Raw genomic sequence first — 13,022 nt, forward strand, 5'->3', positions numbered from 1 at the left:
CGCGGGCGAGGGCCCGCGCAATGCCACGTCGCGGGCGAGAGCCCGCGCAATGCCACGTCGCGCGCGAGGGCCCGCGCGGCGCCCGCCTCAGGGCGGCCGCGGGCCGACGAAGCGCGCGGTGCGGACCATGCTGCGCGTGATCTGCCGCCTGGCGGTGCAGGCGGCATCGTCGCACAGCGTGATCTCGGAGCGCACCAGCACGCGCGCGGTCACCGCCGTCGGGTCGGGCGCCGACGGGTTGGCACCCAGGCGGAAGGCGATCGGCCCACCGCCTTCCGGCGGCAGGTAGGGTCCTTCGTAGCGCCCGGAGCCGCCCGCCCCCACCACCGCGCCGCGGCGGTTCAGCAGCGCCCAGGCGGCATTGGCGGTCAGAACGGCCGGCACGCCGGGCACCACCAGGCAGCCGCCAACCAGGAAATAGCCTTCGGCCGGCGCCCAGCGCATCTCGATATCGACCATGTCGATGTCGCGTTGCGGTGCGCCGGCGGGCGCCAGGCAGGCCACCGGGATGGGCGGCGGCGGGGGCGCCGGCGGTGGCGGCGTGGCGCAGGCAGCGAGCAGCGCCGCCAGTCCGGCCAGGGCAATGCGGGTCAGGTGCGGCATGGCCGTACCGCCTGCCCGGCCACCTGCGTCACGCAGCCGGCCCGCACGATCCGCGGCACCTCGCCGGGGGCGAGCGGGCGCGTGAGGCCGACCCCCGCGGCCATCAGCACGGCGTGGCGCGGTGGCCCGCCGGCGCCGTCCACCGGCTGGAGATTGAACACCGTATTGCCGTCCTGCCCGAGCAGCGCGCCGTCCGCGCCATACACCTGGAAGCTCACCGAGACGGTGGCGAGCGGGCGGCGTTCGGCCGAGACCAGGCAAAGATGGATGTCGATCCGCGGGCCGGTCGGCACGCTGACGCTGCCGATGTCGCGCAGTTCGGCCGCCGGGCCGCTGGGCGGGCGACCCAGGCAGGGCTCGCGCGCCGCGGCGGGCATGGCCGCGAGGATCATCGGCAGGAGGAACGCCGCGCGCAGGACCGTCATGTCGCCACCCTTCGATGCGGGTCAGCAACAGTTGCATGGGCGCGCGACCAGGGGCAAGCGCGGCCTTGATTCCCCCCCCGCCCGGGTCCAAGGATCACCCGCCATGATCCTCCTGATCGACAACTACGACAGCTTCACCTTCAACCTGTTCCACTTCCTGGGCGACCTGGGGGCCAGGGTGGAGGTGCGCCGCAACGACGCCATCGACCCGCAGGGCGTGCTCGCGATGAAGCCCGAGGCCGTGGTGCTCTCGCCCGGCCCCTGCACGCCGAACGAGGCCGGCATCTGCCTGCCGCTGATCAGCCTGGCGGCCGAGGTGCGGCTGCCGGTGCTGGGCGTCTGCCTGGGCCACCAGGCGATCGGGCAGGCCTTCGGCGGCAAGGTGGTGCGCGCGCCCGAACCGGTGCATGGCAAGGTCTGGCAGGTGCACCATGATGGGCGGGACGTCTTCGCCGGCATCCCCTCGCCGTTCGCGGCCACGCGCTACCATTCGCTGATCGTCGAACGCGCCAGCCTGCCCGACTGCCTCGATGTCACAGCCTGGACCGAGGACGGCATGGTCATGGGCGTGAAGCATCGCGACCTGCCGGTCTCGGGCGTGCAGTTCCATCCGGAGAGCATCGCCTCCGCCCATGGCCACGACCTGCTGCGGAACTTCCTGACGCTGGCGGGTGCGACCCTGCCCACCCCCGTCGCGGCCTGATGTCGCTGAAGCCGATCCTGGGGCGGCTTGCCGCCGGCGAGACGCTGGCCGAGGCCGAGGCCGAGGAGGCTTTCGGCATCATCATGGCCGGCGAGGCGACGCCCGCGCAGATCGCCGGCCTGCTGATGGCGATGCGCGTGCGCGGCGAGACGGTGGCCGAGATGACCGGCGCGGTGCGCGCGATGCGCGCGCGCATGGTGGCGATCGAGGCACCCGCGGGCGCCATCGACATCGTGGGCACCGGCGGCGATGCGGCGGGCACGCTGAACATCTCCACCACCACCGCCATGGTGGTGGCCGGGGCGGGCGTGCCGGTCGCCAAGCACGGCAACCGCGCGCTGTCGTCGAAGTCGGGCGCGGCGGATGCGATCGCCGCCCTGGGCATTTCGCTGGACGTGCCGATGGAGCGCCTGCCCGCCGTGCTGCGCGAGGCCGGCATGGTCTTCCTGATGGCGCCGCGGCACCACGCCTCGATGCGCCACGCCGCGGGGCCGCGCGTGGAGCTGGGCACGCGCACCATCTTCAACCTGCTCGGCCCGCTGGCGAACCCGGCGCGCGTCGCGCGCCAGATGACCGGCGCCTTCGCCCCCCAATGGCTGCGCCCGATGGCCGAGACGCTGCGGCGGCTGGGCACCGAGCGCGCCTGGCTGGTGCATGGCCAGGGCCTCGATGAACTGACCCTGGCCGGCGAGAGCCAGGTGGTCGCGCTGGACCCCGACGGGTCGATCCACGCCTTCACCGTGGCGCCCGAGGATGCCGGCCTGCCGCGCGCCCCGGCCGAGGCGCTGAAGGGCGGCGACCCGGCGCAGAATGCGGTGGCGCTGGAAGCCCTGCTCAACCGCGCGCCCGGCGCGTATCGCGATGTCGTGTTGCTGAACGCCGCGGCCGCCCTTGTGGTGGCGGGGCGCGCCGCCGATCTGCGCGAGGGCGCCGCGATCGCCGCGCGCGCCATAGACGATGGGGCGGCGCTGCGCGTACTGACGCGCCTCCGCGCCGCCTGCCCCCCCAAGGACGCTGCCGCATGAACGTGCCCACGCCCGTGACCACGACCGCCGATGCGCTCTCGGTGCCCGACGTGCTGGTCCGCATCATCGCCGACAAGGAACGCGAGGTGGCCGAGCGCATGGCCGCGACCTCGCAATCCGAGATCGAGCGCGCCGCCGGCCATGCGCCGCATGTGCGCGACTTCGTCGGTGCGCTGTGCCATCGCATCGGCGAGGGCCGCACCGGGCTGATCGCCGAGATCAAGCGCGCCTCGCCCTCCGGCGGGCTGATCCGCGACCCGTTCGAACCCGCCGCGCTGGCCGCCGCCTACGAGGCCGGCGGCGCCGCCTGCCTGTCCATCCTGACCGACGGCCCGTATTTCCAGGGCGCGCGCGAGCACCTGGAGGCCGGGCGCGCCGCCTGTTCCCTGCCGGTGCTGCGCAAGGACTTCATGATCCATCCCTGGCAGGTCTTCGAGGCGCGCGCGATGGGTGCGGACGCCATCCTGCTGATCATGGCCGCCCTCACCGACGAACGCGCGAACGAGCTGGAGGACATCGCCCTGTCGCTCGACATGGCGGTGCTGGCCGAGGTGCATGACCGCGCCGAGCTCGACCGCGCGCTGGGGCTGCGCACGCGCCTCATCGGCATCAACAACCGCAACCTGCGCACCCTGCAGACCGACATCGACACCACCGAGGCACTGGCCCCGCTGGTGCCCGCCGACCGCCTGCCGGTCGCCGAGAGCGGCATCCGCACGCCGGCCGATGTGCGCCGCATGGCGATGGCCGGCGCGCATTGCATCCTGGTGGGCGAGCACCTGATGCGCCAGCCGGACGTGACCGTGGCAGCGCGCGCGCTGGTCGACGCGCGCTGATGGCGCTGACGCATTTCGATGCCGCCGGCCGCGCGGCGATGGTCGATGTGGCCGGCAAGGACGAGACCGCGCGCAGCGCCACCGCGCGCGGGCGCATCGTGATGCAGCCGGCGACGCTCGCGATGATCCGCGAGGGCCGCGCGGGCAAGGGCGATGTGCTGGGGGTGGCGCGCATCGCCGGCATCATGGCGGCGAAGAAGACGTCGGACCTGATCCCGCTGTGCCATCCGCTGATGCTCAGCAAGGTTGCGGTGGATTTGGTGCCCGTGGGCGAGGATGCGGTGGCCATCGAGGCGACCGTGACGCTGACCGGGCGCACCGGCGTCGAGATGGAGGCGCTGACCGCCGTGACCGTCGCCGCGCTCACCGTGTATGACATGGTGAAGGCAGTCGATCGCGGCATGCGGATCGAGGATGTGCGCCTGGTCCACAAGGCCGGCGGCAAGTCGGGCGAATTCCGTGGCGAGTGACCTGCTCGCGGTCGAGGACGCCCGCGCGCGCATCCTGGCCGCGCTGAGCCCGACCGCCGCCGAGACCGTGGCGCTGTCCGACGCGGCCGGGCGCGTGCTGGCGCGTGGCGTGTCGGCGCGGCTGACGCAGCCGCCGGCGGATGTCTCGGCGATGGATGGCTACGCCGTGCGCGCGGCGGATGCGACGGAAGGCGCGACGCTGCGGATGACCGGCGCCGCGCCGGCCGGGCGCCCCTTCGCCGGCCGCGTCGGTGCGAATGAGGCGGTGCGGATCTTCACTGGCGGCGTCGTGCCCGACGGCGCCGACGCGATCCTGCTGCAGGAGGACGCCACCGCCGCGGATGGCAGCGTGCGGGTGAACGAGGCCGTGACCGCCGGCCGCCATATCCGCCGCCGCGGCCTGGATTTCGCGGAAGGCGCGGAGGTGCTGCCCGCCGGGCGCAAGCTGACCGCGCGCGACATCGGCCTGGCCGCCGCGTCGAACAATCCGTGGCTGGCGGTGCATCGCCGCCCGCGCGTGGGCATCCTGGCCACCGGCGACGAAATCGCGCTGCCGGGCGACCCGATCCCGCCGGGCGGCATCGTCTCCTCCAACGCCCATGCCCTGGCCGCGCTGGTGCGCGCTGCCGGCGGCGACCCGGTGGTGCTGCCCATCGCCCCCGACGACACCGCCGCCATCGCCGAGGTCGCCGCCACCGCCCATGCCTTCGACCTGCTGGTGACCACCGGCGGCGCCAGCGTGGGCGAACACGACCTGGTCCAGGCCGCGCTCGGCGGCGAAGGCTTCGAACTCGGCTTCTGGAAGATCGCGATGCGGCCGGGCAAGCCGCTGATCTGGGGGCGGCTGGGGCGCACGCCGGTGCTGGGGCTGCCCGGCAATCCGGTGAGTGCCATCGTCTGCGGCGTGATGTTCCTGATCCCGGCGATCGGCCGGATGTCGGGCCTGCCGGGGGCGCCGCCGCCGACCCGGCGCGTGCTGGCCGGCGTGGCGCTGAAGGCGAATGACCGGCGCGCGGACCATCTGCGCGCGACGCTGGCCGTCGACGACCAGGGCCGCCTGGTCGCGACCCCCGCGGCGATGCAGGATTCGTCGATGCTGGCGACGCTGGCGCGCGCCGAGGCGCTGGTGCTGCGCGCGCCCCACGCGCCCGCCCTGCCGGCGGGGGCGGAGGTCGAGGCGATCATCCTGGCGGAGCTGGGCGTCTAAAGCGTCATCCGTGCAAACGGAGTTGCTTGGACGGGTAGGATGCTCGCAAAAACAATGCCGTGGCGCCGTTTCCGCGCGCCTTGGCTCGCTGCACCGCCTCCAGGCCATTGTCTCCACGAACATCCCTGCCCGATCGGATGATGCCATCCGGCTGGGGTCTTCCCTGGCGCCGTGTGGGTGCGACCTGGAGCGTCGATGCCCTGCGACGCTTGCCGTCACGAACGTCCTTCCCCGCCCGGATGATCGCGTCCGGTCGGGCGCTGTTCCCGACCTTCGTTCTGACGAACATCCCTGCCCGACCTGGCCAATCCATCCGGTCGGGGCGCGCCATCGGATCGCCGCGGCGCGTCCGGGCCGTGGCCTGCGCGCGCCCTGCCCCATGCGGACCCTCGCGCTCACGCGCGCGCCGCGCCGGCCTCCCGTGCCGCCACCACCCGGTGGTAGTCGCCCAGCCCCGGCCGCGTGCCGACCGCCCGGTTCATCGCCCGCCATCGCCGCAGCACCCGCGCCGCCGCGCCGGCCTGCGCGCCGAAGCCGAAGCCATCCGCCGTGATCGCGCCGAGCGCGCGCGCATATTCCGCATCGAAGCGCCGCCAGGGCACGTCGGTCGCCTGGCCGGCGCGCAGCTGGTAGCGATAGGCCAGCGCCTGCGCGACCGCGGCCTCGCCCCCCGCCGCGGCCAGCGCGCGCAGGTCGAAGACGACGTCGTCGATCAGGCGGAAATCCTCGAAGGGGCGCACCAGGTCGCGCCGCGCGAGCACATGCACCCACATTCTCCAAGTAAGTCGCTGATTTCGCTGTCGTAATCGTGATATTTCGCATATAAATCATGGCGTTGACGGCTGCGAGGGGCGCGTTTCATGGATCACCTGGAGGGTGCGGGCTTGGCGCGGGGAGATCGGGTTGATTTCGACCGCCGTGTGCGTCTGGAGTTCCGTGGTGCGCAGATCAGTTCAGACGGTGGCCTGCTGGTGATGCGCGAGCTTGATGACGTGCTCGGCCTGTCCAATCTGGCGTCGGAGGCGCTGCGAGACAGCCGCACCGGGAAGAACACGCTCCATCGGCTTGACGGATTGTTCCGGCAATCGGTGTTCGGACGACTGGCCGGATACGAGGATGTGAACGATGCCGACCGCTTGGCCCTCGATCCCGTGATGCGTCAGGTCGTTGGCGGCAGGGCCGTCGAGGCGCAAGCTGCTTCGGCATCGCAGATGGGACGGTTCGAGACCGAGACGCTGGCTCTGGCCGCGAACCGGGCGGCGCTGGCCGATCTGAACGGCCAATGGATCGACCGGTTTCATGACCGCAACGGGTTGAAATACATCGTGCTGGACATGGACAGCTCGGTCAGCCCCACCCACGGCGATCAGGAAGGTACTGCCTGGAACGGGCATTTCGACTGCACCTGCTATCACCCCATCTTCTTGTTCAACCAGTTTGGCATGCTGGAGCGCTGCGCCCTGCGTAACGGCAATGTCCACAGCGCCGATGGCTGGCGGGATGTCCTTGATCCCGTCATTGCCCGATATGCTGGCCGCGACCTTGGTGGACGCTTCTTCCGGGCCGACGCTGCCTACGCGATCCCCGCGATCTATATGCGGCTGGAAGAAGCCAGGTTCTTCTACGCCATCCGTCTGCCCGCCAACGCCGTCTTGCGCGAGAAGATCGCGCATCGGCTGACACGGCCCGTGGGACGGCCTTCGCTGACCAAGGTCAAACGGTTCTTCGAGGACTTCGAGTATCAGGCGGCGTCCTGGGACAAGCCGCGCCGCGTCATCGCCAAGATCGAATGGCATCCGGGCGAGCTGTTCCCCAAAGTCGGCTTCATCGTCACCAACCTGCCGATGGAGCCAGACTGGGTGGTGAGGTTCTACAACCAGCGCGGCACCGCAGAGCAGCACATCAAGGAAGGCAAATATGCCTTTCGCTGGACGCGGCTGTCATGCCGGAAGTTCCGGCACAACGAGGTGCGGCTGCAACTGCACGCGCTGGCCTACAACCTGGCAACCTTCCTGCGCTGCATCGAACTGCCCGAGGCCATGGCGGACTGGTCGTTGACCAGCCTGCAACTCAAGCTGATCAAGATCGGCGCCCGCGTCGTCCGCCACGCCCGCGCCATTACCTTCCAGTTGGCCGAGGTCGCCGTCACCGGCCCGATGGTGCGGGCCGTCCTTGCCGCCATCCGCCGTCTTCGAACGCCTCCGTCATGCGCATGACCACGATCCATGCCCAAGCTGAACGAAAGCGGCAGGACAGGTCCGTCTGCCGCGCGGAAAAGCGGCTCTGCCGGGCCAGAATGCTGCGGGTTCGAGGCTTGATCCACCCGACTTCGGCCGTTTGCGCGACGACAGACACCGCTCGGGGCGAAAAACGCTTGCCCAGCGAGCAAAATCAGGCGATCTTGAAGTCAAGCGGCGGGCCACTTGGGGAATGTCGGGTGATTAGCAAGATCGGGACCGCCATGGCGTCGACCTATGCCTTCAGCGCCGGAGCGCACGGAGACTGGCGTATCTCCTCGATCGCGGCCTATCGCGGCGCCGGCCTCGCACCGGCCGAGGCCCTGACCATCCACCCCTGGGAGCCCGGCCCGATCGATGACCCTACAAGTTGGCGCCTGCTCGGCACGGTCAGCAACCTCCGCTATGCGACGCGAGACGAGGTGGCCGGCCTGAGGGCGCGCCAGGAGGGCCTCGACCGCCGACAGGCGACCCATGCAGCCCTGATCCCAATCAAAAAGTCGGCGGCCTGGTGGGACCTCGCGCAGGATGACAGACGCGCGATCTTCGAAGAGACCTCGCAGCACACGGCGATCGGCATGGAGTACCTTCCGGCGATCGCGCGCCGGCTGCACCACAGCCGCGACCTCGGCGAGCCGTTCGATTTCCTGACCTGGTTCGAGTTCGCACCGGCCGATGAGCCGGCGTTCGACAGGCTTTTGGCGCGGCTGCGAGCGACGCGGGAATGGGATTTCGTTGAGCGCGAGGTCGATGTCCGGCTTGTCCGGACCGAGCCTGTCTAAGCGAAGCCTCAGACCCGCCCCGACACCGGAATGAACGCACCGGTGACGCCGCTGGCATCCTCGGCGAGCAGGAAGGCGATGGCGTCGGCGATCTCACGCGGCCGCACCCAGGCGGTGTGGTCGGCGTCGGGCATGGCCGCCCGGTTCTGCGGGGTGTCGATGATGCTGGGCAGGATCGCGTTGACGCGTATGCGGTCGGCCTTGAGCTCGTCGGCGAAGCTCTCGACAAGCCGATGGACGGCGCTCTTGGCACCGGCATAGGCGCCAAGCCCCGACGGCGCCTTCACGGCCGCACCGGCGCCGATGGCCAGCAGGCTGCCGCGACCGGCTGCGCACATGGGCGGCAGCGCGGCCCGGAAGATGTTGAGCGTGGTCAGGACGTTCAACCGGTACATCTGCTCCCAGAGATCGGGGCCTCCCTCGGCGGCGGCGGCCGAGGCGAAGCCGCCCACGGTATGGGCGATGCCGTATGCAGGGAGGCGAAGGCCTCGCGCCAGGCGGCGAAGCCGAAGGCCTGGCTGCCCTGGGCCGGGATGCGCCGGACCACCTGGCCGCCCGGGTCGCGCACGATGCTCGGCACCACCACCGCGCCGCGCGGGCGCGCCTGCGCCAGGGCCTGCGCGATCGCATCGGGGGGGCCCTCCAGCGCGTCGTCGCCGTCCAGCATCAGCACATGGGCCCCGGTCGCGATCGCCAGGGCGCGGTTGCGCGCGGCATGGGCGCCGGTCGCGACCGGCCCCACCGCGGTGAAGCGCAGCCGCGGGTCGGGCGGCAGCAGCGGCGCATAGTCGGTGCCGTCGTCGGAGGCGATGATCACCTCGACCGCCGCGCCGGCGGCGCGCGCCAGGACCGAGGCGACGGCCTGCGGCACCTGCTCCGGCAGGCGATGGGCGGCGATCAGGAAGGACAGGTCCATGGGGCGCATCCTGGCAGGACGGCGGGATTCATCCACAGGCGAATCCCATTGACTGTGACTCCGGAACCTTTCTAGAACAGCGCCAGGTTGCCGCTTTGTTCCGCACGAGTCGCGGCCGGCACCACGGAGAGAGAGGCCGCCGGATGCTCACGCGCAAGCAGCACGAATTGCTGATGTTCATCGACCGCCACCTGCGCGACACCGGCTTCTCGCCATCCTTCGAGGAAATGAAGGGCGCGCTCAACCTCAAGTCGAAATCCGGCATCCACCGCCTGATCACGGCGCTGGAGGAACGCGGCTTCCTGCGCCGCCGCGCCCATCGCGCCCGCGCGCTCGAGGTCATCCGCCTGCCCGAGAACATGGCGCCGCGTCCCAGCCGAACGCCCAAGGTGCAGGACGCGCCGCTCGGCCCCAATGTCATCCGCGGCCCCTTCGCCGCCAGCCCGCCCCGCCCCGCCCCGGAACCCGCCAACGACGTGGCCGCGGTCAGCCTGCCGCTGTTCGGGCGGATCGCCGCCGGCGTGCCGATCGAAGCCCTGCGCGACCACGGCGCCTCGGTGGATGTGCCCGCGGCGCTGATCGGCTCTGGCGACCACTACGCGCTGGAGGTCGCCGGTGATTCCATGATCGACGCCGGCATCCTCGATGGCGACACCGTGCTGATCCAGCGCGCCGAGACGGCCGAGAACGGCACCATCGTGGTGGCGCTGGTCGACGAGAACGAGGTCACGCTGAAGCGGCTGCGCCGGCGCGGCAATTCGATCGCGCTGGAACCGGCCAACCCGCGGCACGAGACCCGCATCTTCGGGCCCGACCGGGTGCGCGTTCAGGGCCGGCTGGTGGGGCTGCTGCGGCGGTATTGACCCGCCACCGCACTACCGCAGGTCGCATTACTTTTTGGCCATGCACCGCTGACATCGTGGCGCCCGACGGGCGCGCGGCCGATGCTGGTTGCGACGTCGGAAGGGCTTCGCCATGGCCATCATCACCGCGACCGCGGGCAACGACACCATCACGACCGCGGTGTCGAGCGTCGGGCCGCTGACCACCGGCGGCAATGACAGCGTCCTGGCCCAGGGCGGCAACGACAGCGTCAACGGCGGCAGCGGGCTCGACACGCTGCGTGGCGGGCTTGGCAATGACAGCCTGGCCGGCAGCAACGACAACGATTTCCTGTTCGGCGACGAAGGCGACGACCTGTTCTTCGGCGGCGCCGGCAACGACCGCATCGACGGCGGCACCGGCTTCGACATCGTCAGTTTCGCCGCCAATCCGACGGATGGCGCCGTGACGGTCAACGTCACGAATGTCGGCGGCGTCAACACCATCATCTCCGCCCCCGCGCCGACCATCCTGACGCAGGGCGCGGACACCATCACGAATGTCGAGCAGATCAACGGGTCGAACAGCCACGACACCATCACCCTGGCCTCGGTCAATTCCACGCTCGGCTTCAACGTCCGCGGCAATGCGGGCAATGACAGCCTGGTCGGCACGCTGGATGCCAATACCAGCATCTTCCTGGACTACCGCAGCGCGAGCGCGACCGCCGGCGTCTCGGTGGACCTCGTGGCCGGTCGCGCGACGGACGGGCTGGGCGGCATCGACACCATCGCCAATTTCGTGGCGGTGCGGGGCACCGAGCTCGGCGACACGCTGAACGGCGATGCCGCGATCAACCGCTTCCGCGGCCGCGCCGGCAATGACCGGATCGACGGGCGCGACGGCAACGACATCGCCGACTACAGCCAGGCGACCGGCGCGGTCAGCGTCAACCTCGCCACCGGCCGCGCGCAGGATGGCGAAGGTGGCACCGACACGCTGGTCAGCATCGAGGAAGTCTGGGGCACCATCGGCAACGACCTGATGGTCGGCTCGGGCGCCGACGAGTTCTTCTTCGCCTTCGCCGGCGCCGACACGATCAACGGCGGCGGCGGGCAGGACCGCGTCGGCTTCCAGTTCAGCGCCGGGCTCGCCACGGGCGCGACGCAGGGCGTCGTGGTCAACCTGGTGACCGGCGTGGTGACGGATGGCTGGGGCAGCACCGACCGCCTGACCGGGATCGAGCGCGTCACCGGCACCGCCTTCGCCGATTCCATGCTGGGCGGCACCGACCAGAACCGTTTCCGCGGCCGCGCCGGCAACGACACGCTGGATGGCGGCCTGGGCGGCGACTATGCCGAGTACAACAACGCCACCACCGGCGCGACGGTGAACCTCACGACCGGCGTCGCGACCGATGGAGAGGGCGGCACCGACCGCCTGGTATCGATCGAGAACGTGATCGGCGGCGCCTTCGCCGACCGCCTGACCGGCATCGCGCAGGGCGGGCAATCGACCTCGGACCTGCGCGGCGGGCGCGGCGACGACACGCTGGTGGGCATCGCCGGCGAATACGTGCGCGCCGACTATGCCGACCAGACCCAGGGGCTGTCGATCAACCTCGCCTCCGGCAGCGTGGCTGACGGGAGTGGCGCCACCGACAGGCTGATCAACATCCGCGGCGCGGTCCTGTTCGGCGACTTCAACGACGTGGTGCTGGGCTCGGCCTTCGGCGAATGGATCAGCCCCTCGGAAGGCGCGGACAGCGTCAATGGGCTCGGCGGCTTCGACATCATCTCCTATACCGGGGCCGATGTCGGCGGCGTGTCGGTCAATCTGGCGGTGTCGCGCGCGCGCGACACCGGCGGCGACACCGACACCATCCTGGGCTTCGAAGGGATCTCGGCATCCTTCGGCGACGACACGCTGACCGGCTCGGCGATCGGCAACCTGATCGGCCCGGGCGCCGGGGCGGACCTGGTGAACGCGCTGGGCGGCGCCGATACGCTCAGCTACAGCCTGGGCTTCTCGCCCGGCGGCACGCACTTCACCAGCAACGAGGCCGGCGACCGCCTCCAGGTGCAGGGCGTAACCATCGACCTGATCACCGCGCGCGCGACCGACTACGGCGGCAGCCTCGACACCATCATCGGCTTCGAGAACGCGATCGGCGGCACCGCGGCGGACATCATCCGCGGCACCAACCTCGGCAATTATCTGGCGGGCGCCGAGGGCAACGACACGCTCGAAGGGCGTTCGGGCAACGACACGCTGGACGGCGAGGCCGGCAATGACCGTCTGGTCGGTGGCATCGGCGACGACTTCTACCTCCATGCCACCGGCGACGTGGTGTTCGAACTGCTGAACCAGGGCATCGACACGGTCTCGGCCACGCAAGGCACCGCCTTCACGCTGGGGGCCAACCTCGATGCGCTGGTGCTGGCCGGCGCCACGCTGCTGAACGGCACCGGCAACGGGCTCGCCAACAGCATCACCGGCAACGACAACGCGAACCTGCTGCAGGGCGTGGCCGGCGACGACGCCCTGGCGGGCGGCGGCGGCAACGACACGCTGGTCGGCGGCGCGGATGCCGACACGCTGCAGGGCGGCACCGGCGCGGACCATTTCCGCTTCGCGCTGGTGAGCGACAGCGCGACCGGGAACCCGGACGTGATCCTCGACTTCACCTATTCGGCCGGGGCGGGGTTCGACAAGATCGACCTGCGGACCATCGACGCCAATGCGGCCGCCGCGGGCAACCAGGCCTTCACCTGGATTGGCACGACCGCCTTCGCGGGCACCGGGGCGGCCAGCGCGGGGCAGCTCGGCTACGACACCGTCGCCGCCGGCATCCATGTGATCCGCGGCGACACCAATGGCGACGGCACGGCGGACCTGTCGATCGTGGTGGCGAGCACCTTCACCCCGGTGCAGGCCTGGTTCTTCCTGTAGGGCGGGTCGCGTTCGGCGGGGACCGGCCGACCGGATCACGACCG

The 13,022-nt window shown here is 71.1% G+C and carries 14 protein-coding genes; 9 read left to right on the forward strand and 5 right to left on the reverse strand.

The window, feature by feature from the left end:
- Positions 1-87: 87 nt before the first annotated feature.
- Positions 88-603: a hypothetical protein gene (locus LQ222_RS18405; protein WP_230168304.1), complete on the reverse strand. Its 516-nt coding sequence runs from the start codon at positions 601-603 to the stop codon at positions 88-90.
- A complete protein-coding gene (locus LQ222_RS18410; RefSeq protein WP_230168305.1) occupies positions 591-1,028 on the reverse strand; it encodes a hypothetical protein in 438 nt (145 codons plus the stop codon). Before LQ222_RS18410 ends, LQ222_RS18405 begins: the two co-directional genes overlap by 13 nt.
- 103 nt (positions 1,029-1,131) lie before the next feature.
- Here LQ222_RS18410 and LQ222_RS18415 point away from each other — a divergent pair, with 103 nt between their 5' ends.
- Genes LQ222_RS18415 through glp form a run of 5 tightly spaced genes read left to right on the forward strand, consistent with a single transcriptional unit; the run spans position 1,132 to position 5,269 of the window.
- On the forward strand, positions 1,132-1,731 hold the full coding sequence (locus tag LQ222_RS18415; RefSeq protein WP_230168306.1) for an aminodeoxychorismate/anthranilate synthase component II: 600 nt from the start codon (positions 1,132-1,134) through the stop codon (positions 1,729-1,731).
- Positions 1,731-2,756 carry an anthranilate phosphoribosyltransferase gene (gene trpD / locus LQ222_RS18420; protein WP_230168307.1) on the forward strand — a complete coding sequence of 342 codons (1,026 nt, stop codon included), beginning with the start codon at positions 1,731-1,733 and terminating at the stop codon, positions 2,754-2,756. The genes LQ222_RS18415 and trpD overlap by 1 nt, the downstream gene beginning before the upstream one ends.
- Positions 2,753-3,592 (forward strand): indole-3-glycerol phosphate synthase TrpC, encoded by an 840-nt coding sequence (gene trpC, locus LQ222_RS18425; protein WP_230168308.1) that lies wholly within the window; start codon positions 2,753-2,755, stop codon positions 3,590-3,592. Before trpD ends, trpC begins: the two co-directional genes overlap by 4 nt.
- Positions 3,592-4,062: a cyclic pyranopterin monophosphate synthase MoaC gene (gene moaC, locus LQ222_RS18430; protein ID WP_305800025.1), complete on the forward strand. Its 471-nt coding sequence runs from the start codon at positions 3,592-3,594 to the stop codon at positions 4,060-4,062. The genes trpC and moaC overlap by 1 nt, the downstream gene beginning before the upstream one ends.
- Before the next feature lies 1 nt (position 4,063).
- On the forward strand, positions 4,064-5,269 hold the full coding sequence (gene glp / locus LQ222_RS18435; protein ID WP_230168337.1) for a gephyrin-like molybdotransferase Glp: 1,206 nt from the start codon (positions 4,064-4,066) through the stop codon (positions 5,267-5,269).
- A 395-nt stretch (positions 5,270-5,664) separates the two neighbouring features.
- On the opposite strand, the gene LQ222_RS18440 is transcribed toward glp, so the two are convergent.
- Complete coding sequence (locus tag LQ222_RS18440; protein ID WP_230168309.1) at positions 5,665-6,036, reverse strand: hypothetical protein; 372 nt, start codon at positions 6,034-6,036, stop codon at positions 5,665-5,667.
- A 93-nt stretch (positions 6,037-6,129) separates the two neighbouring features.
- Between LQ222_RS18440 and LQ222_RS18445 the strand changes: the two genes are divergently transcribed.
- Entirely contained in the window at positions 6,130-7,485 is a 1,356-nt protein-coding gene (locus LQ222_RS18445) for an IS1380-like element ISPme1 family transposase (protein ID WP_011997539.1), read from the forward strand.
- 245 nt (positions 7,486-7,730) lie between these two features.
- On the forward strand, positions 7,731-8,288 hold the full coding sequence (locus LQ222_RS18450) for a chlorite dismutase family protein (protein ID WP_199259175.1): 558 nt from the start codon (positions 7,731-7,733) through the stop codon (positions 8,286-8,288).
- An 8-nt stretch (positions 8,289-8,296) separates the two neighbouring features.
- On the opposite strand, the gene LQ222_RS18455 is transcribed toward LQ222_RS18450, so the two are convergent.
- On the reverse strand, positions 8,297-8,740 hold the full coding sequence (locus LQ222_RS18455) for an SDR family oxidoreductase (RefSeq protein ID WP_230168310.1): 444 nt from the start codon (positions 8,738-8,740) through the stop codon (positions 8,297-8,299).
- Entirely contained in the window at positions 8,671-9,204 is a 534-nt protein-coding gene (locus LQ222_RS18460; protein WP_230168311.1) for a glycosyltransferase, read from the reverse strand. Before LQ222_RS18460 ends, LQ222_RS18455 begins: the two co-directional genes overlap by 70 nt.
- Positions 9,205-9,347: 143 nt before the next feature.
- Between LQ222_RS18460 and lexA the strand changes: the two genes are divergently transcribed.
- Positions 9,348-10,067: a transcriptional repressor LexA gene (lexA, locus tag LQ222_RS18465; protein ID WP_230168312.1), complete on the forward strand. Its 720-nt coding sequence runs from the start codon at positions 9,348-9,350 to the stop codon at positions 10,065-10,067.
- A gap of 112 nt (positions 10,068-10,179) precedes the next feature.
- Complete coding sequence (locus tag LQ222_RS18470) at positions 10,180-12,978, forward strand: calcium-binding protein (RefSeq protein ID WP_230168313.1); 2,799 nt, start codon at positions 10,180-10,182, stop codon at positions 12,976-12,978.
- Positions 12,979-13,022 lie beyond the last annotated feature (44 nt).

Origin of the sequence: Roseomonas sp. CECT 9278 (assembly GCF_918698155.1) — a bacterium.
Classification (GTDB): Bacteria; Pseudomonadota; Alphaproteobacteria; order Acetobacterales; family Acetobacteraceae; genus Neoroseomonas.